This window comes from Streptomyces sp. NPDC058401, assembly GCF_042722885.1.
GTDB lineage: Bacteria > Actinomycetota > Actinomycetes > Streptomycetales > Streptomycetaceae > Streptomyces.
On record NZ_JBHXKA010000160.1, the window covers coordinates 1 to 16840 of the forward strand.

Consider the following 16840-nt stretch of genomic DNA (forward strand, 5'->3'; position numbering starts at 1 on the left):
CCGCGAGGGAGTGCCCGCCGACCGGTCCGGGGGCTGCGCTGCCACCGTCCCCACGAGGCAGCGCGAGCGGGTCACCGTCCGGTCATCGGGGACGGCGGCCCGCTGGTTCGAGGGGCCCGGTTCAGGGGGCCCGGCCGGCTTCCGGCGGGGCCGCGCCCAGCACCGGCAGCAGACAGGCGTCGACGAACCGCACGAGGTACTCGGCGTCGGCGTAGCGGCCCTCCAGTACGGGCCTGATGCGCAGCACGCCCATCAGCTGGGCCGGCAGGAACTCCACGGCGGGATGCCCGGGGGCGAGCTCGCCCCGGGCCACGGCCCGCGCGACGATCGCGTCGAAGGCCGCCAGCTCCGGTTCCACCAGGGCATCGCGGAGGGCCGCCTTCAGCTCCTCGTCGCTCAGCACCGCGTGCCCGAGGGCCTGCATCAGCCGGGTGTCGCGCCCCGAGGTACAGGCGGCGAGCCGGGCCGCCTCGCGCAGGTCGCCCGCCAGGGTCCCGGTGTCCACCGCGGCGAGGGTCCCGCGCCGGTCCGCACGCAGGGCGGCGGCGACGAGCTGCGGTTTGGTCTTCCACTGCCGGTAGAGCGTGGACTTCCCGCAGGTGGCACGGGCGGCGATCTTCTCCATGGTCAGCGCCTCGTAGCCGTCCTCGCGCAGTTGCTCCAGGACGGCGTCGTAGAGCTGCTGCTCGCGCTCCGGCGTGATCTTGGAGCGGCGCGCGGGGGCCGGGACGGCTTCCGGCGTCGGCGACGTCATGGGGCGGCTCTCCTCGGTGCTGCGTGCCTCGTACTGCGGTGTACCTCGTACTGCTGCGTGCTTCGTACTGCTGAGTGCCTCGCACTCGTACTGCTGCGCGGCGATATTTCGGTCGCGCCCCAGCAGTCTCTAGTGAAAGTCTACGGGAACGCGAGCGTATCGGTACACACTCGTATCGATACGAGAATGTATCGATACACTGGTGTGTCGATTGTGAGCCGTGTAGCTGTGTACAGGAAGCGAGACCGGGGGATGACCTCCCACACCACACCCGCCGGGGCCGCCGCGGGGCCGGGCGCCCGCCGCCGCCTCATACGCGAGCTCCTGCTCGTCGTGGGCCTCTTCGCCGTCTACAAGTTCGGCCGTACGCTCTCCACCGGCCGCACCGAGGAGGCCTTCCGCAACGCCACCCGGGTCTGGGACGCCGAACGCACCCTGCACCTGCCCGGCGAAGGCCTGGTCCAGCGCCTGCTCCTGCACAGCGACGCCCTCGTGCACACCGCGAACACCTACTACGCGGCCGTGCACTTCCCCGCCACCGTGCTCTTCCTCGTCTGGCTCTACCTGCGCCGCCCCGCCCACTACCTCTGGACCCGCCGGGTGCTGGCCGTCCTGACCGGTGCGGCCCTCGTCCTCCACCTGGCCTTCCCCCTCGCACCCCCGCGGATGCTGGGCGCCGCCCACCTGATCGACACCGGCCAGGTCTACGGTCCGACCGTCTACGGGGCCGCCCCCGCCACCGACACCATGGCCAACCAGTTCGCCGCGATGCCCTCGCTGCACTTCGGCTGGGCGCTGATGCTGGCCCTCGGCATGATCGCCGCCACCTCCTCGCGGTGGCGCGCCCTGTGGCTGCTGCACCCGCTGGTGACCCTGCTCGTGGTCGTCGGCACGGCCAACCACTACTGGCTCGACGCCATCGTCGCCACACTGCTCCTCGGGGCCGCGCTGCTGCTGGTCCCGCGCCCGGCCGGCCGGTCGATCGTCGCCCGGCGCAGCGTGCCGGGTCCGCGCCCGGCGCCGGCGTTCGCGGGCGCCGAGCCGGTGTTCGCGGGCGCCGAGCCCGCGGAGGCCGTAGGGACAGGGCCGGTGGAGACCGTAGGAACAGGGCGGGTCGAGACCGCAGGAACCGTAGGAGCGGTCCGGTGAACGCCACGCTCCTCGCGGTCCTGCTCTGCCTCGCCGCCGCCGTCACCTACGCGGCCGCCGCCGTCGCCCAGGAACGCCTCGCCCGCCGCGCGGTCGCCCGCAGCACCAAGGCGCTGCTCGGCAACGGCGCCTGGTGGTGGTCGGCGGGCCTGAACGCCGCCGCCGCGCTCCTGCACGCCGCCGCCCTGCGGTACGGGCCGCTCACCCTGGTCCAGCCGCTCGGCGCGCTCACCCTCGTCGCCGCCGTACCCCTGGGCGCCCGCGGGGCCGGGCGCCGGGTCGTGGCCAGCGAGTGGCGCGGCACGCTGGCCACCGTCGTCGGCCTCGGGCTGCTCCTGCTGCCCGCCTCCGGCCCGTCCCCCGACGAGACCCTGACCCTGGTCGAGGCGCTCGCCGTCTCCGGAGCCACGGCCGCGGTGATCGTGATGCTGACCGCACGGACCGACACCCGCTCGGGGCTGCGCCACGCGACGGCGTCCGGGCTGGCCTCCGCGGCCGCCTCCGCCCTGACCCAGACCGTCGCGGTGGCGGGCGGCCGGGGCGGGTCCCTGCTCAGCGTCCGGGTCGTCTCGGTGGCGCTGCTCGTGGTGGTCTTCGCGGTCGGCGGGATGCTCCTGTCCCAGCGGGCCTACCGGGGCGGACTCGGGGCCCCGCTCGCGGTGGTCAACCTGACCAATCCGCTGGCCGCGGCCGCGATCGGCATGATCCTGCTCGGCGAACGCATCCAGGGCGGCGCGCTCGGAGTCCTGTTGGCCGTGGCCGGGGCGCTGGCGGCGGCCCGGGGCGTGCTGCTGCTCACCCGGACCCCGCAGCAGACGGCGGCCGCCGCGACCCAGGCCGCGCCTCAGACCGGGTCCAAGGCTGTGCCTCAGGCTGTGCCTCAGGCCGGGCCGATGCCTGTGCCTCAGGCCGCGTCTCCGACCGCGTCTCCGACCGTGCCTCAGGCCGGGTCGATGGCCGGTGTGGCAGCATGAGCCGCATGGCTGCCGACTACGGTTCGTTCCTCTCGCTCCGTTCCAAGGGCTCGATCCTCTCCATCGGTTCGGTGGGCTCGATCCTCTCCATCGGATCGGTCGGGAGCGTGCTGTCGATCGGCTCCGTCGGCTCGACCCTGTCGGCCGCCTCGGTGGGTTCCGTGCTGAGCGCGGGCTCGTTCGCCTCCGCCCAGTCGACTCTGTCGGTGCTGTCCTGGCGCTCCCGCGGCGGATTCCTGGCAAGGGGCGCGACGGGCGCCGCGGGAGTCGCGGTGCTCGGCCTGGTCGCGATGGCCGCCCTCAGGCCCGCCCCCGGGTCCGGGCGGCGGCCCGCCTGAGAACCGTTTCGCCTGTTCACGCGTCTCCCCGTGTGAGACCTGAACGGACGTGGCGCGCACGACGAGGCGCGCACAGCGAAGCGGAGTGAACGGGCATGGGCATCATCGGCTGGATCATCCTCGGACTGCTGGCGGGCGGGATCGCCAAGGTGCTGCTGCCCGGCCGTGACCCGGGCGGCCTGATCGGCACCACCCTCATCGGGATCGCCGGGGCCTTCACCGGCGGCCGGCTCTCGGCGAAGTTCCTGAACCGGTCGATCCAGAACGACTTCTTCGACCTCGCGACCTGGGGCTCCGCCATCGCGGGCTCGCTGGTCCTCCTCATCGCCTACCGCCTCCTCTTCGGCAACTCCCGCAACTGACCAGCGGGGCCGGCGGGGCGGGCAGGGCCGGATCAGCGCTCCATGTAGGCCACCGTGCCGGTACGGCGGGCAGCGTCGATCTCCCGCAGGCGGGCGAAGTTCGAGGGGCTCATGAGCGCCTCCCACTCACGGACCGAGTGGACCCGTACCTCGCTGTGCTCCTCGGGGTCGAAGGCGATGCCCGTCTCCTCCAGGCACTCCCGGAGCGCGCACTCCCAGGGCGTCTCGCCGTGGTCCATGTTCCCGCCCGGCCACTGCCAGGCTCCGTGGAGTGCGTGGCCCGCAGCTGCACCGGGCGGCCGCGGGTGTCGGTGAAGTAGAGGCAGGCGTAACCGGTCGCCCGGGGGATGGTTTCGACGTACTCGGCGGGCGGGAGCCAGACGGACACCGCTCCACCTCCGTCCGGGCCTCGGCCCCTCGGGGATCTCGGGCAGGCACCCTACCCACGCCGTGCGCCGCCCACGCGCGCGGTGCGGGCCGCCGGGTGCGGTGCGGGCTGCCCCGGGGACGGCCACGTCGTTGTCCACGTCCCGGTACGGGTGCACCGGCGTCGGTGGTGGCGCCTACGATGACCGGCCATGGACAGCAGTGAGGCCGGCAGACGGTTGATCGACGGGCGCTTCGAACTCGCGCGGCCCCTGGGCAGCGGCGGGATGGGGACGGTGTGGCGCGCCCGCGACATCGCGCTGGACCGGGAGGTCGCCCTCAAGGAGGTGCGGCCGCCGGACCCGGCGACCGCCGCCGCGCAGCCCGGGCTGGTCGTGCAGCTGCGCGAACGCGCCGTCCGCGAGGCCCGGGCCCTCGCCCGGCTCGCCCACCCGAACGTGGTCACCATCCACCACATCGTGGAGCCCGAGCCCGGCTCCGACGGCCATCCGTGGATCGTGATGGAGCTCGTCCGGGGCGGCTCCCTGGCCGACCGGCTGGAGGCCGGTCCGATGCCGGTGGTGGACGTACTGCGCCTCGGGCTCGACCTGCTCTCCGCACTGCGGGCCGCGCACGCGGAGGGGGTGCTGCACCGAGACGTGAAACCGGCCAACGTGCTCCTGCGACCCAGCGGCTCCGCGGTGCTCACCGACTTCGGGATCGCCGCCCTGCACGGCGCCACCGGGCTGACCTCGACCGGAGCGCTGATCGGCTCGCCGGAGTACATCGCGCCCGAGCGGGCGCGCGGCGCGGAGGGACTGGCCGCCTCCGATCTGTGGTCGCTCGGGATGCTGCTGTACGTGGCCGCGGAGGGGGTGCACCCGCTGCGCCGGGCCACCAGCCTGGCCACCGTGGTCGCGGTGCTCGACGAGCCGATCCCCGCGCCGGTCCGGTCCGGCCCGCTGGGACCCGTACTGGAACGGCTGCTGGTGCGGGACCTGTCCGTGCGGCCCGACGCCGAGGAACTGGAAGCGCTGCTCCGCGGTGCGAGCAGTGCTCTCGCCGGTGCCTCCCCGGCGGCACCGCCCGCCACCTTCGGAAGCTTCGGACCGGCGACCCCGGGTCCCGGTCCCGCGATGGGCTCCATACCGGGACCGAGACCGGGAGCCACGCACAGCTTCTCTCAGACACCGCACACACCGCACACGCCGCCGCCGCCGTTCGTCCCGGGCGCGGGCAACCCGTACGCGTTCACCGTCCCCGTGACCGTCCCCGCGCCGACGCCCCCGCGGCGTCGCCGTCGCCCGGCCCTGCTCGCCGGACTCCTCGCGGTGGTCCTGGCCGCGGGCGTCGTCGGCCTCGTCAAGTGGCTCCCCGACGGGGACGCGGGGGGCTCCGCGGGCAAGAGCGGCGACCCGAACACCTCGCAGACACCGGCCGGCTCCGGACCGGCCTCCCCGGCCTCCGGCACCGCCGTGGCCGCGACCCCGGCACCGACCCCCAAGGCGAGCACGCCGAAGCCGGTCACCCCGCCCAAGGGCAGCCTGATCGACCCGGCCAACATCCGTACCGCCATCGAGGCGTTCAAGCAGCAGACGGGCACCACCACCTTCGTCGACATGAAGGTCTACGACGAGTACGTGCTCGCCGACATCCCCACCGCGGCCGGAGCCAAGACCGTGGACTCCTGGCAGTTCCGCGGCGGCGTCGCCAAGCGCACCGGCCCCTCCGGCACCGTGAAGCCCGGAGAGCCGCTCATGGACATGGCGGCGCTCGACTGGAACGCGCTGCCCGCCCTGCTGGCCGCGTCGACGAAGGAACTCGGCGTCGACAACCCGAGCTCCCGCTACCTCAACGTCTCGCCCTGGCTGGACACCCCCGCGGTCCGCCCCTACCTGAGCGACGAGTACGGACAGGGCGGGTACGTCCTCGCCGGCACCGACTTTAAGATCAAGAAGGTCTACCGGAGCTGACCGCCGGGGAAGCGGAGAACCACCACATGCCAAGCTGGCGCAGCACGCTCACGACCGCCGGGATAACCGGCCCCGGGCTCCGGGCCGACTACACGTACGCGGCCCGGCGGGTCCTGCGCCGGGAACCCGCGCCGTACCTCGCCCTGCGGCTGCTGGCCGCACCCGCGCTCGTGCCCTGGCTGGCGGCCGGCCTCGCCTTCATGAACCGGGTCGACGACGTCGCCGAGACCGGCACCGCCGAGCAGCGGGCCGCCGGCCTCGAGGAACTGGGCACCGAGGTGCGCCGCGCACTGGAGACCGGGGACAGCCCCGACCCGCTGCTGCGCGCCTACGCCCACGCCGTCGACTCCCGCGGCCTGCCCGCCGATTGGGTGTTCCGCTTCCTCGACGGTGCGGTCACCGAGGAGGCGGTCTTCGACGGGTTCGCCGCCGAGGAGGAGTTCCAGGCCTACCTCGACGCCTACGCCTGGCCCGGAGTGCTGGTCTTCACCGGCCTGCAGTACCAGGGCGGCCCCGACGCCGAACAGGCCGCGGGCTGGCGGCGGTTCGTGGACGCCGCCCAGCGCGTCGACTTCCTCGCCGACCTCGCCGGTGACCTCGCGGACGGCCGGCTCTGCATCCCGCGGGCCCGCCTCGCCGAACACTCCGTGACCCGCGCCGACCTCGAACAGGCCCGGGACACCCCGGCCGTACGGGAACTGCTGGCCGCCGAATGCGGACGGGCCCGGACCGCACTGGCCGCCGCCGACGGCATCCTCGACCTCACCGAACCCGGTCTGCGGGCGGTCGCCCTGACCATGACCGAGCTCATGGAACACCAGCTCACGGCGGTGGAGCGGGCCGGCGCCGGGGCGCTGCGCAAGGACGTCGGCTACGGCTTCACGGCTCCGCTGCGCACCCTGGTCCGCGCCAGGGCGCGCAGGCCGCGTACGGCCGGCTGACGCACCTGACCCACCTGGGCCACCTGACCCACCTGGGCTGTCTCCGGGGCCCGGGCTCAGGCCGCTTCCGGGCCGGAGCGGTGGCGCAGGCGGTCGGCCGCGCGGCGGCCGCGGGCCTCCAGGGGGAGGACTCCGGTGGCCGCGGCCAGGCCGGCGGGCGGCATGTCGGCGTAGATCGACTCGTACGAGCCCTCCGGCACGATGTACGACTCGTGCCACAGGCCGACGTGCCCGCGGACCTTGCCCGCGTGCTCCTTGCGGTTGATGATCGCCCAGACCCGGTGGTGGAGCATGTCGGGAGCCGAGGCGTAGGCGTAGAGCTTCTCCTTGGACTCCCAGTACTGGACCACGTAGTACGTGCGGGGCGAGGCGGTGAGCAGCACGTGACCGAGCAGGCCCCGGCCCTCGTCCCGGGCCAGTTCGCGGAGCATGCGGGGCATGGCGAGCACGACCGGGATCCACTGGTGGAGGGCCCAGAAGTGGTTGATGCGTAATCCGAGCAGGAGGACGACGACGTCGCCCTCGGCGGCCGCGGTGGTGCGGCCCGGTATCGGCTTGGCGGACACTCTGCCTCCAGGGGCTCCCGGTGGGATCGCGGCACTGACGGGCGGTGCCGCCCGTCTGCATGATTGGATAGTGGCACTCTCCAAGGGAAGGCTCAAGAGATGCGACTGGCGGAGTTGAGCGAGCGCAGTGGCGTCTCCACGGCGACGATCAAGTACTACCTGCGCGAAGGGCTGTTGGCGCCGGGGCGCCGGGTCAGCGCGACGACCGCCGAGTACGACGAGGGACATCTGCGGAGGCTGAGGCTGGTCCGCGCGCTCATCCAGGTCGGCGGGATCACGGTGGCCACGGCCCGGGAAGTGCTCGCGCACGTCGACGACGAGTCCCTGGGGCGGACGCTGCGGATCGGCGCGGCACTGTGGGCGCTGCCGCAGGGGCCCGAGCCGGACGAGGAGGAGCCGGCGGTGATCACCGCTCGGCGCGAGGTGGACCGGCTGCTGGAGATGCTCGGCTGGTCGACGGCCCGGGAGGTGGGGGACCTGTCCCCGGTGCACCGCTCGCTCGTGTCGGCCGTTTCCACCCTCATCCGGCTCGGCTATCCGTGGGACGCCGAACTGATGGCCCCGTACGCCGAGTTGATGCACCGGGCGGCCGTGCACGATTTCGACTTCATGGAGACGTACCCCTCCGAGGCGGAGAAGGTCGAGACGGCGGTGGCCGCGGTCATCCTCGTGCAGCCGGTACTGAAGGCCATGCACCGGCTGGCGCAGGAGGAGGAGTCGGCGCGGCGGTACGGGCTGGAGTGAGGCGGGGGAGGGGCCCGGCGGTACGGTCGGTGCGGGTCGGCGAGACCCGCCGGCCGTGAACCGTCACCATGCGATGCGGCCCCACGGGGCCGGTCGCCGAACACCCGGAGGCCCGATGCCGCAGATCACCGTCGACTACTCGGCGAACCTGTCCGACACCTTCGACCGGCGCGGATTCGCGTCGGCCCTGCACGCCCTGACCACCGAGGTCGCTGCCGCCACCGTGGCCAACTGCAAGACGCGCTTCCGGTGCCTGGAGGAGGTGTACGTGGCCGACGGGGCGCCCGGGGCCGCGCTCGTCCACGTACAGATCGGCCTGCTGGCGGGCCGGACGGAGGCGGTCCAAGCCGAGTTGAGCGAGGCCGTGCTCGGCCTGCTGTTCAAGTACCTGTCCACCGGGGCGAACGGGGCCGGTCCCGTCGTGCACGCCTCGGTGGACGTGAGCGAGCTGGGAGCGGCCTACCGCAAGCTCGTTCAGTAGGCGCCGTTGACGTTGTCGATCGAACCGTAGCGGGCCGCCGCGTAATTGCAGGCGGCCGTGATGTTGGCGACCGGGTCGTAGGAGTCCATCGGGGTGCCGGGCACGTGATAGGCCTGGAAGGTCGGGTCGATGACCTGGAGGAGCCCCTTGGAGGGGATGCCGGCCGCCGCGTTGGAGTCCCAGTTGTTGATGGCCATCGGATTCCCCGAGGATTCCCGCATCACGTTGCGGTGAATTCCTTCGTAGCTACCGGGAATTCCGTGCTGCGCCATGACGTCGAGCGACTCCCGGATCCAGCCGTCGAGGTTGTTCGCGTAGCCGGTGGCGGCCTTGGCCGCGGCCGGCGCGGCAGCGGGGGCGGCGGCGGGCGCGACCGCGGTGAGGTTCAGCTTCAGCCCGGGGCGGATGGCCGAGGGGTCGGCGCCGACGAGGCCCTTGTTGGCCTCGTAGAGCTGCTGCCAGCCGCCGCCGATGGAGTGCTCGGCCGCGATCTTGCTCAGGGTGTCACCGCTGACCACGGAATACGTCGTGGGGGCGACGGCCACCTCGGCCGCCCCGGCCGTGGTCGCGCTGATCAGCGGGAGGGCCAGCGCCGCACCGCCGGAACCGGCGAGGGCCAGCTTGCGGGTGAGTGCGTGGTGCTGCTTCGGCCGGCGGTGCTTTCCCTGTGCGGGCATGGCGGAATTCCTCACGTGGGGGTACGGAAGAGCCCTGGCGGAGGCCGGATTCGGCAGCTGACCACCGGGAATGAGGTGACCGTAGGCGAGCCCGGCGGGCCGGAACAAGACACGAATTCGACCGGGAGATCAACTTCTCGCATTCGGCCCCGCGGATGACCTTGAAAACTGGTTGGTGAATTCCCGAATATCCAACAGGGAAAAGGGAATCGTGTCTCACAGGGAAATGATGTTGACGCCCCCGGCGTGACTCACATCACGGGCCGGCGGGCAGCAGCCCAATCCGGGCAAGTCGCCCGTCGCCGGGCCCGATTCGGGCGACCCGCCCGTTGGCCGCGAATCGCCCATCCCGGGCCATTCACCCCTCGGCTGTACCGACTGGGATGCGCGACTGACTTCCTCAGAGGGTCATCAGAGGATCCTCAGAGGGTCCTGGTCATGAACGTGCTGTTCGGGTCCGGTCGGTAGTTCGCGAACGGCCCGCACGGGGTGAACCCGAACTTCCCGTAGAGCTTCCTGGCGGGCAGGAAGAACTCGGCTGATCCGGTCTCCAGGCTCAGCCGGGTGAATCCCATGGCCTTGGCCTCGGTGATGACGTGTTCCAGCAGCAGGGACGCGATCCCGCTTCGCTTGCGCGTCGGCGCGGTGCGCATCGACTTCAGTTCCGCATGCCCCGCGTCCAGCCTCTTGACCGCACCGCAGCCCACCACGGTGTCACCGTCCATGATCGACCAGAAGGTCACCTCGGGCTTGCGAAGCTCTTCGAGATCAAGGGCGTGCTTGCTCTCCACGGGCGTGATGGACCGCATCTGCCGGACGTGCTCGTCGAGGAACCCGGCGATCTCCGAACCGGACAGATCGTCCACCATGATCTTCATGTTGCTCGCCCTTCTGCGCGGCTCTCGGCGCCGCAGGTGCTGTGCCGGTCGGGTCTTCGAGGATCTTGCCATCCCCCGGCGATCTACCGCTGGTGGCGGCCGTGGCAGCCGTGGCGGACCACCAGGCGGCCGCCTCGCTCTCGTCCCGGTGATCGGCAACCGGGACGGGCTTGCGCATCACCCGGTCGACGTGTCGACTAGCCTGCGTCACCATGATGCGCGTGTGGATCCTGCCGGTGGTGCTTGTACTCTGCGGCTCAGCCGTCGCGACGGTGCTGATTTCCGGAGGCAGTCCCGTCGCGGGCGCAGCGCTCCTGCCGGCCTTCCTGGCCCTCGCAGGCGTGAACTCGCCCTTGATCTTCCCGAGGTCGACCGGCGTGCGGGAGGCGGAGCGCCGCAGCGCGGTCGACGGGCGGCCGGTCGTCTTCTGGCGGCCGGGCTGCACGTACTGCATCCGGCTGCGCATCCGACTGGGCCGCAGCGCCGGCCAGTTGCACTGGGTCAACATCTGGCGCGACCCGGCAGGAGCCGCAGCGGTGAGAGCGGCCAACGAAGGCAACGAGACCGTGCCGACCGTCGTCGTGGCGGGCCGGCCGCACACCAACCCAGATGCGGAGTGGGTGCGCGAACAGCTCTCCCCTTCCGGCAGGGGTTGAGAGTTGGGCGATGGGCTAAGGCAGCCGCGCCAGTTCCCGCAGGGACGCCGTGACCGACTCTGTACTCGCCGGCAGCAGGGGGAGGCGTACGTCAGGGGTCGGGATGCGACCCTGTTCGTACAACACCCCCTTCACCACGGCCGGGTTGGGCTCGGCGAAGAGGGTCGCGGAGAGTCGGGCCAGTGCATGGCCCAGAGGGCGGGCCCGGTCCGCTTCGCCCGCCCGCCAGGCGGCCGCCAGTTCGGTGAACCGGTCCGTCGCGAGATGGGCCGACGCGAGGACCCCGCCCGCCGCGCCGAGGGCGAGCAGGGGCGACAGGAAGGCGTCGTCGCCCGCCAACACCGCGAAACCGTCCGGCAGATCACCGAGCAGCGCCACCGCCTCCCCGTCGAGCGAGCCGACGGCGTACTTCACCCCCGCCACCCCGGGCAGCGCACCGACCTCCCGCAGCAGGGCCGCGTCCAGCGGCTGTCCGGTGCGGTACGGGACGTGGTAGACGACCAGCGGTACGGGGCTCACCCGGGCCAGCCGCTCGAAGTGCGCCAGCACCCCGGCGGCCGAGGGCCGTACGAACGCGGGCACGGTCACCAGCGCCGCCCGCACCTCGGGCCACCGCTTCAGACGGCCGAGCGACTCCTCGGCGGCCCGGGTTCCGCTCGCCCCGGCGCCCACGGTCAGCGCCGCCCCGCGCTCGCGGCAGACCCGGGCGCAGACGTCGGTGACCAGGTCGCGCTCGGCCTCGTCGAGGGCGGCCGGCTCGCCCGTGGTGCCCAGCGCCACGATCCCGGCGGCTCCCGCGTCGAGCACCTCGTGGGCGAGCGCCTCCAGGGCATCCGCGGCCACTTCCCCGGCGGCGTTGAAGGGGGTGATCAGCGGCACGTGGATCCCGTACGGGACGTACGGGCCGAGGGCGCCGACGGAGGAGGGCGTCGAGGTGCTGAGCGTTTGGGTGGTCATGAGTCGAGCCTGACCCGCTGCGAGCATCGAATCCAGTTCGCGTTTCTTCGGTGACCCATAAGCTGATCCGATGCTCGATGTACGTCGCCTGCGCCTCCTGCGCGAACTCGCCCACCGGGGGACCATCGCCGCGGTTGCCGAGGCGCTATCCTTCAGCCCTTCGGCGGTGTCCCAACAGCTCTCGGTGCTCGAACGCGAGGCCGGTCTGCCCCTGCTGGAGCGCACCGGGCGCCGGGTCCGGCTCACGCCCGCCGGCCAGAACCTGGTCCGGCACGCCGACGCGGTCCTGGAGCTCCTGGAGCGGGCCGGCGCGGAGCTCGCGGAGGCGCGGGGCGGACTGGCCGGAGCGCTGCGGATCGGCTCCTTCCCCACCGCGACCAGGGCCATCGTCCCGGCGGCCCTGGCCGAGCTGGGCCGCCGGCACCCGGCCCTGGAGCCGATGGTGTCGGAAACGGACCCGGCGGCGGTCGCGCACGCCCTGCGGGCCGGGGATCTGGACGTGGCCCTGATCCACGCGTACGACTTCGTCCCCGCGCCGGACGAACCCGGACTCGCCACGGAACCCCTCTACCGCGAGGCGATGTACCTGGCGACCCCGACGGCCTGGTCCCCCGCCGCCGAAACCTCCCCACCCGGGCCACCCGGAACCGGGCAGCGGGCGTTGCTCCGTACGCATGCCGACGCGCCCTGGATCATCGCCACGCCCGGCACGCTCTGCCACGCCATGACGGTGCGCGCCTGCGAGGACGCCGGGTTCATGCCGAAGATCCGCCACCAGGTGGACGAGTTCGCGACCGTGCTCGCCCTGGTCGCGGCCGGCCAGGGCGTGGCCGTGGTGCCGCAGCTGGGGATCACGGGGGATCCGGATCCGGCCGTCATGCTCACCCGGCTCGTCATGGAGCGCCGCACCAACGTGGCCTTCCGTAGCGGCTCCGCGGCCCACCCCGCCGTGGCCGCCTTCGGCGCGGCCCTGCGGGCGGCGCTGCCACCCGAACGGTCCGGGCAGCACGTCTAGGGCCGCGCCCTCGGGATCGCACCGCACCGCCCGACGCAGCTGCCCAACCGTGCTCGGGCCCACAGGGCCGCGGGCGGCACCCGGCCATGTCCCAGGCCGGCAGCCCACCGCCCCCGCGGCGGCACCCCCCATGCCCAGGGCGGCAGCCCCCGGCGCGGGGCAACTCCCGCACGTGGGGCAGCGCGTGTACGTTGGCCGGACCGGTGGAACCCTGCGGGGGGCCTCCGGGGCAGTTGACGGGACAGTGATCGAGATCGGGGTAGCACGTGACGCATCGCGTACGAGGGGTCATCGCCAGGAGCAAGGGCGCGCCGGTGGAGACCACGACGATCCTCGTGCCCGACCCGGGGCCCGGCGAGGCGCTCGTACGGGTCCAGGCCTGCGGGGTCTGTCACACCGACCTGCACTACCGGGAGGGCGGGATCAACGACGAGTTCCCCTTCCTGCTCGGTCACGAGGCGGCCGGTGTCGTCGAATCGGTCGGTCCGGACGTCACCTCCGTCGCCCCCGGTGACTTCGTCGTCCTCAACTGGCGCGCGGTGTGCGGGAGCTGCCGCGCCTGCAAGCGCGGCCGCCCCTGGTACTGCTTCGCCACGCACAACGCGGCCCAGCCCATGACCCTGGAGGACGGCACCCCGCTCTCCCCGGCCCTCGGCATCGGCGCCTTCGCAGAGAAGACCCTGGTCGCCGCCGGCCAGTGCACCAAGGTGGACCCGGCCGCTTCGCCGGCCGCCGCCGGGCTGCTCGGGTGCGGGGTGATGGCCGGCCTGGGCGCCGCCCTGAACACCGGCAACGTCGGCCGCGGGGACTCCGTGGCCGTGATCGGCTGCGGGGGAGTGGGCAACGCCGCCGTCGCCGGGGCCAGGCTGGCCGGAGCCTCGCGCATCATCGCCGTGGACCTCGACGACCGGAAGCTGGAGTGGGCGCGGGGACTCGGCGCCACGCACACCGTCAACGGCGGTACGCAGGACGTGGTCAAGGCCATCCAGGAGCTGACCGGCGGCAACGGGGCCGACGTGGTCATCGAGGCCGTCGGCCGCCCCGAAACGTACAAGCAGGCGTTCTACGCCCGCGACCTGGCCGGCACGGTGGTGCTGGTCGGCGTCCCGACGCCGGAGATGCAGCTCGAACTCCCGCTGCTGGACGTCTTCGGACGCGGCGGCGCCCTGAAGTCCTCCTGGTACGGGGACTGCCTGCCCGAGCGCGACTTCCCGCTGCTCATCGACCTGTACCTGCAAGGCCGGCTCGACCTCGACGCGTTCGTCTCCGAGCGGATCGCCCTGGACGGGGTCGAGGCGGCCTTCGCACGCATGGAACGCGGCGAGGTGCTCCGCTCGGTGGTCGAGTTCTGAGCGCCCACGGACCTGTCAGCACCCAAGGAGCTGTCAGCACCCAAGGACCTGTGACCGCCGACGGACCTGTGACCGCCGACGGACCGCTGACCGCCGACGGACCGCTGACCGCCCGCGCGCCGATGGCCGACCCGGGGCAGGCCCGCGCCGCCGCTCGCGCGATCGCGGCGGCGGCCCTGGGGCGGGACCCCGGGCCCATGGCCACCGCCGCGAGCGGTTCCCACCATGTGTACGTGGGCTCGGACGCGGTCGTGAAGCTCATCGACGCGGGCTCCCACGCGCGGCTGAACAGGGAGATCGCGCTCGCTCCCCAGCTGCCCGCAGGCCTCGCGGCCCCGCTGCTCGGCAGCGGGACCCACCGGCTGGAGACGGGCGACGAGGTCCGCTACGCCTGCTACGCCCGCGTGCCGGGGACGGCTCCCGGCATGGGTCTGCCCGGGGTGGACGCGGCGACCGCGCGCGCGTTGGCGGAGGAGGCGGTCGAGCGGCTCGGCCGGCTCCACGCCTGGGTGCCCGGGGGCCGGGCCGACCGGACGCTGAGGGAAACCCTCGACCACGGAGGGTTCACCGGCCGGGCCGCGTTCCTCGCCGAGATCGACCACATCGCCGAACACGACCGGAACGCAGCCGTACCTCCCCACCTGCTCGACGGACTGCGGGCGATCGCCCGCGACGCACCCCCGCACGCCCGTGCGGTCGTCCCGGTCCACGCGGACTGCCACTGGGACAACTGGCTCGCGCACGGCCCGAGCGTGACGGCCCTGCTGGACTTCGAATGGGCCCGCTTCGGGGATCCGGTCGACGACTGGTTCTTCCTGATCCGGTTCAGCGGCCCGCACATGGAGACCGTCCTCGACGTCGTCGCCCGTGCGACGGGGACCCCTCCGGACACCCTTCGGGCAGGCTGCGAGGTGCGCGAAGCGACCCACCTCGCAGCCGACCTCCGCGTCGCACTGGAACGCCCCGACGTGCACGCACGGATGGCCGAGGACCGGCTCCGCTCGCTGGAGGAGCTCATCGTCGGACGCTACTGGTGGCGCCCGGCCACGCCCCCAGCCCCGCCCCTGAGCCCGCCCGTGACCTCGGGTGCGGCAAGCGGCGCCGCCGGGGGCCTCGCGTAAGCTCGGGCGGGCCCGCCGTCCCGGTTCGTCATCACCCACCGGCCCCGGGACGGCTGCCCGCGCACACCACCGCACCGCGCCGACCCCAGGGACCACCCGTGACCCCCGTGAACCCCGCGCCCGCCGAGAGCGCCGCCGCCGGCAGCTACCGCCAGCCCGGTGTCGTCCTCACCGACCACCGCTTCACCGTCCCGCTCGACCACGCCCGCCCCGACGGCGAGCGGATCGAGCTGTACGCCCGCGAGCTGGTCGCCACCGGCAAGGACCCGGAGTCCCTGCCCTGGCTGCTCTACCTGGAGGGCGGACCCGGCTTCGGCGCCCGCAGGTTCGTCGGGCGGCAGGCGTGGCTGGAGCGGGCCCTCGCCGAGTACCGGGTGCTGCTGCTCGACCAGCGCGGAACCGGCCGCTCCACCCCGGTCAACCGGCAGACCCTGCCGCTGCGCGGCGGCCCCGCTCAGCAGGCCGAGTACCTCGCCCACTTCCGCGCCGACTCCATCGTGCGCGACGCCGAGACCATCCGCCCGCTGCTCACCGGCGGCGCGCCCTGGACGGTCCTCGGCCAGAGCTTCGGCGGTTTCTGCGTCACCCACTACCTGGGCGCGGCCCCCGAGGGGCTGGCCGCCGCCCTCATCACCGGCGGGCTGCCCTCCCTCGACGCCACCGCCACCGAGGTGTACGAAGCCGCGTACCCCCGGGTCGCGCGCAAGAACCGGGTGCACTACGCCCGCTACCCCATGGACGTGGAGCGGGCCCGCCGCATCGCCGCGCACCTCGTCGAGCGCCCGGCCGAACTCCCCGGCGGATACCTGCTGACGGCCGAGGCCTTCCAGTCCCTCGGTCTGCTCCTCGGCGTCTCCGACGGCAGCCACCAGCTGCACTACCTGCTGGAGGACGCCTTCGTCCCCACCCCGGACGGGCCCGCCCTCTCCGACGCCTTCCTGGAGGCCGTGCACGCCCAGCTCTCCTTCGCCGGGCACCCGCTCTACGCCCTGCTCCACGAGGCGATCTACGCCCAGGACGGGCACGCGCCCATCGGCTGGGCCGCCGAGCAGGTCCGCTCCGGGCAGCCGCGGTTCGACGCCGCGAAGACCCTCGCGGGCACGGAACCGCTGTACTTCACCGGCGAGACCATCCACCCCTGGCACTTCGACTGCGACCCGGCGCTCGCCCCGCTGCGCGAGACCGCCGGGCTGCTGATGGCACGCACCGGCTGGACCCCGCTGTACGACCGGGCGCGGCTCGCCGTCAACGAGGTGCCGGTGGCCGCGGCCGTCTACCACGACGACATGTACGTGGACACCGCGCACTCCCTGGCCACCGCCGGGGCGATCCGCGGCCTGAAGACCTGGGTGACGGACGAGTTCGAGCACGACGGGGTCCGTGCCGGGGGCCCGCGCGTCCTGGACCGGCTGCTGGCGCTCGTACGCGACGAGGTCTGAGTCCTAGGCCGTCTCTTTCGGATCTTGCCGGGCCCGCGACGCCTGGCACCGCACCTGGCCGCACTGCCGAGGCGACCACGTACGCCCAGTACGCGAA

General features: G+C 73.3%; 19 protein-coding genes. 13 read left to right on the top strand and 6 right to left on the bottom strand.

What is annotated here, in order from left to right:
- Window positions 1-121: 121 nt before the first annotated feature.
- Window positions 122-754: a TetR/AcrR family transcriptional regulator gene (locus tag ACFWNV_RS35120; RefSeq protein ID WP_383954951.1), complete on the bottom strand. Its 633-nt coding sequence runs from the start codon at window positions 752-754 to the stop codon at window positions 122-124.
- 252 nt (window positions 755-1006) lie between these two features.
- Between ACFWNV_RS35120 and ACFWNV_RS35125 the strand changes: the two genes are divergently transcribed.
- The 4 genes from ACFWNV_RS35125 to ACFWNV_RS35140 all read left to right on the top strand — a co-directional run bounded on the left by ACFWNV_RS35125 (window position 1007) and on the right by ACFWNV_RS35140 (window position 3577).
- The gene (locus ACFWNV_RS35125; protein ID WP_383954953.1) at window positions 1007-1903 is read left to right on the top strand and encodes a phosphatase PAP2 family protein; all 897 of its coding nucleotides are present in this window, start codon (window positions 1007-1009) and stop codon (window positions 1901-1903) included.
- Window positions 1900-2877 carry a DMT family transporter gene (locus ACFWNV_RS35130; RefSeq protein ID WP_383954955.1) on the top strand — a complete coding sequence of 326 codons (978 nt, stop codon included), beginning with the start codon at window positions 1900-1902 and terminating at the stop codon, window positions 2875-2877. Before ACFWNV_RS35125 ends, ACFWNV_RS35130 begins: the two co-directional genes overlap by 4 nt.
- Window positions 2878-2882: 5 nt before the next feature.
- A complete protein-coding gene (locus ACFWNV_RS35135) occupies window positions 2883-3215 on the top strand; it encodes a hypothetical protein (RefSeq protein WP_383954957.1) in 333 nt (110 codons plus the stop codon).
- Between the two features lie 95 nt (window positions 3216-3310).
- Complete coding sequence (locus tag ACFWNV_RS35140) at window positions 3311-3577, top strand: GlsB/YeaQ/YmgE family stress response membrane protein (RefSeq protein WP_383954958.1); 267 nt, start codon at window positions 3311-3313, stop codon at window positions 3575-3577.
- A gap of 32 nt (window positions 3578-3609) precedes the next feature.
- Here the strand turns inward: ACFWNV_RS35140 and ACFWNV_RS35145 are convergent, their stop codons facing one another.
- Complete coding sequence (locus tag ACFWNV_RS35145) at window positions 3610-3816, bottom strand: NUDIX domain-containing protein (RefSeq protein WP_383954960.1); 207 nt, start codon at window positions 3814-3816, stop codon at window positions 3610-3612.
- Window positions 3817-4155: 339 nt separating this feature from the next.
- Between ACFWNV_RS35145 and ACFWNV_RS35150 the strand changes: the two genes are divergently transcribed.
- Entirely contained in the window at window positions 4156-5916 is a 1761-nt protein-coding gene (locus ACFWNV_RS35150; RefSeq protein WP_383954962.1) for a serine/threonine-protein kinase, read from the top strand.
- A 26-nt stretch (window positions 5917-5942) separates the two neighbouring features.
- Window positions 5943-6857, top strand: coding sequence for a squalene/phytoene synthase family protein (locus ACFWNV_RS35155; RefSeq protein ID WP_383954964.1), 915 nt, complete (start codon window positions 5943-5945; stop codon window positions 6855-6857).
- 56 nt (window positions 6858-6913) lie between these two features.
- On the opposite strand, the gene ACFWNV_RS35160 is transcribed toward ACFWNV_RS35155, so the two are convergent.
- A complete protein-coding gene (locus tag ACFWNV_RS35160) occupies window positions 6914-7423 on the bottom strand; it encodes a DUF4188 domain-containing protein (protein WP_383954966.1) in 510 nt (169 codons plus the stop codon).
- Window positions 7424-7522: 99 nt separating this feature from the next.
- Between ACFWNV_RS35160 and ACFWNV_RS35165 the strand changes: the two genes are divergently transcribed.
- Both ACFWNV_RS35165 and ACFWNV_RS35170 read left to right on the top strand, forming a co-directional pair.
- Window positions 7523-8167, top strand: a complete 645-nt coding sequence (locus ACFWNV_RS35165) for a MerR family transcriptional regulator (protein ID WP_383954968.1) — start codon at window positions 7523-7525, stop codon at window positions 8165-8167.
- 115 nt (window positions 8168-8282) lie between these two features.
- Complete coding sequence (locus tag ACFWNV_RS35170) at window positions 8283-8648, top strand: 5-carboxymethyl-2-hydroxymuconate Delta-isomerase (protein ID WP_383954970.1); 366 nt, start codon at window positions 8283-8285, stop codon at window positions 8646-8648.
- Here the strand turns inward: ACFWNV_RS35170 and ACFWNV_RS35175 are convergent.
- Together ACFWNV_RS35175 and ACFWNV_RS35180 are read right to left on the bottom strand one after the other, a co-directional pair.
- A complete protein-coding gene (locus tag ACFWNV_RS35175) occupies window positions 8642-9325 on the bottom strand; it encodes a LysM peptidoglycan-binding domain-containing protein (RefSeq protein WP_383954972.1) in 684 nt (227 codons plus the stop codon). The two genes, ACFWNV_RS35170 and ACFWNV_RS35175, sit on opposite strands and share 7 nt — an antisense overlap.
- Window positions 9326-9747: 422 nt before the next feature.
- Complete coding sequence (locus ACFWNV_RS35180; protein WP_383954974.1) at window positions 9748-10203, bottom strand: GNAT family N-acetyltransferase; 456 nt, start codon at window positions 10201-10203, stop codon at window positions 9748-9750.
- Window positions 10204-10415: 212 nt separating this feature from the next.
- Between ACFWNV_RS35180 and ACFWNV_RS35185 the strand changes: the two genes are divergently transcribed.
- The gene (locus ACFWNV_RS35185; RefSeq protein ID WP_383954976.1) at window positions 10416-10859 is read left to right on the top strand and encodes a glutaredoxin domain-containing protein; all 444 of its coding nucleotides are present in this window, start codon (window positions 10416-10418) and stop codon (window positions 10857-10859) included.
- Between the two features lie 15 nt (window positions 10860-10874).
- Here the strand turns inward: ACFWNV_RS35185 and ACFWNV_RS35190 are convergent, their stop codons facing one another.
- Window positions 10875-11816: a dihydrodipicolinate synthase family protein gene (locus ACFWNV_RS35190; protein WP_383954978.1), complete on the bottom strand. Its 942-nt coding sequence runs from the start codon at window positions 11814-11816 to the stop codon at window positions 10875-10877.
- Window positions 11817-11886: 70 nt separating this feature from the next.
- On the opposite strand from ACFWNV_RS35190, the gene ACFWNV_RS35195 reads away from it, so the two are divergent.
- The 4 genes from ACFWNV_RS35195 (at window position 11887) to ACFWNV_RS35210 (ending at window position 16743) form a co-directional block, all read left to right on the top strand.
- Window positions 11887-12831 carry a LysR substrate-binding domain-containing protein gene (locus ACFWNV_RS35195; protein ID WP_383954980.1) on the top strand — a complete coding sequence of 315 codons (945 nt, stop codon included), beginning with the start codon at window positions 11887-11889 and terminating at the stop codon, window positions 12829-12831.
- A 266-nt stretch (window positions 12832-13097) separates the two neighbouring features.
- Window positions 13098-14183, top strand: a complete 1086-nt coding sequence (locus tag ACFWNV_RS35200) for an S-(hydroxymethyl)mycothiol dehydrogenase (RefSeq protein ID WP_383954982.1) — start codon at window positions 13098-13100, stop codon at window positions 14181-14183.
- A gap of 50 nt (window positions 14184-14233) precedes the next feature.
- A complete protein-coding gene (locus ACFWNV_RS35205) occupies window positions 14234-15304 on the top strand; it encodes a phosphotransferase (RefSeq protein WP_383954984.1) in 1071 nt (356 codons plus the stop codon).
- 98 nt (window positions 15305-15402) lie between these two features.
- Complete coding sequence (locus ACFWNV_RS35210; protein WP_383954986.1) at window positions 15403-16743, top strand: alpha/beta fold hydrolase; 1341 nt, start codon at window positions 15403-15405, stop codon at window positions 16741-16743.
- Window positions 16744-16840 lie beyond the last annotated feature (97 nt).

What these genes read in the sequence shown, in the direction of transcription:
- ACFWNV_RS35135 (WP_383954957.1), top strand. Translation starts at nt 2,883, where the DNA reads ATGGCTGCCGACTACGGTTCGTTCCTCTCGCTCCGTTCCAAGGGCTCG.
- ACFWNV_RS35125 (WP_383954953.1), top strand. Translation starts at nt 1,007, where the DNA reads ATGACCTCCCACACCACACCCGCCGGGGCCGCCGCGGGGCCGGGCGCC.
- ACFWNV_RS35165 (WP_383954968.1), top strand. Translation starts at nt 7,523, where the DNA reads ATGCGACTGGCGGAGTTGAGCGAGCGCAGTGGCGTCTCCACGGCGACG.
- ACFWNV_RS35190 (WP_383954978.1), bottom strand. Translation starts at nt 11,816, where the DNA reads ATGACCACCCAAACGCTCAGCACCTCGACGCCCTCCTCCGTCGGCGCC.
- ACFWNV_RS35175 (WP_383954972.1), bottom strand. Translation starts at nt 9,325, where the DNA reads ATGCCCGCACAGGGAAAGCACCGCCGGCCGAAGCAGCACCACGCACTC.
- ACFWNV_RS35155 (WP_383954964.1), top strand. Translation starts at nt 5,943, where the DNA reads ATGCCAAGCTGGCGCAGCACGCTCACGACCGCCGGGATAACCGGCCCC.
- ACFWNV_RS35170 (WP_383954970.1), top strand. Translation starts at nt 8,283, where the DNA reads ATGCCGCAGATCACCGTCGACTACTCGGCGAACCTGTCCGACACCTTC.
- ACFWNV_RS35120 (WP_383954951.1), bottom strand. Translation starts at nt 754, where the DNA reads ATGACGTCGCCGACGCCGGAAGCCGTCCCGGCCCCCGCGCGCCGCTCC.
- ACFWNV_RS35185 (WP_383954976.1), top strand. Translation starts at nt 10,416, where the DNA reads ATGATGCGCGTGTGGATCCTGCCGGTGGTGCTTGTACTCTGCGGCTCA.
- ACFWNV_RS35140 (WP_383954958.1), top strand. Translation starts at nt 3,311, where the DNA reads ATGGGCATCATCGGCTGGATCATCCTCGGACTGCTGGCGGGCGGGATC.
- ACFWNV_RS35195 (WP_383954980.1), top strand. Translation starts at nt 11,887, where the DNA reads ATGCTCGATGTACGTCGCCTGCGCCTCCTGCGCGAACTCGCCCACCGG.
- ACFWNV_RS35180 (WP_383954974.1), bottom strand. Translation starts at nt 10,203, where the DNA reads ATGAAGATCATGGTGGACGATCTGTCCGGTTCGGAGATCGCCGGGTTC.
- ACFWNV_RS35145 (WP_383954960.1), bottom strand. Translation starts at nt 3,816, where the DNA reads ATGGACCACGGCGAGACGCCCTGGGAGTGCGCGCTCCGGGAGTGCCTG.
- ACFWNV_RS35150 (WP_383954962.1), top strand. Translation starts at nt 4,156, where the DNA reads ATGGACAGCAGTGAGGCCGGCAGACGGTTGATCGACGGGCGCTTCGAA.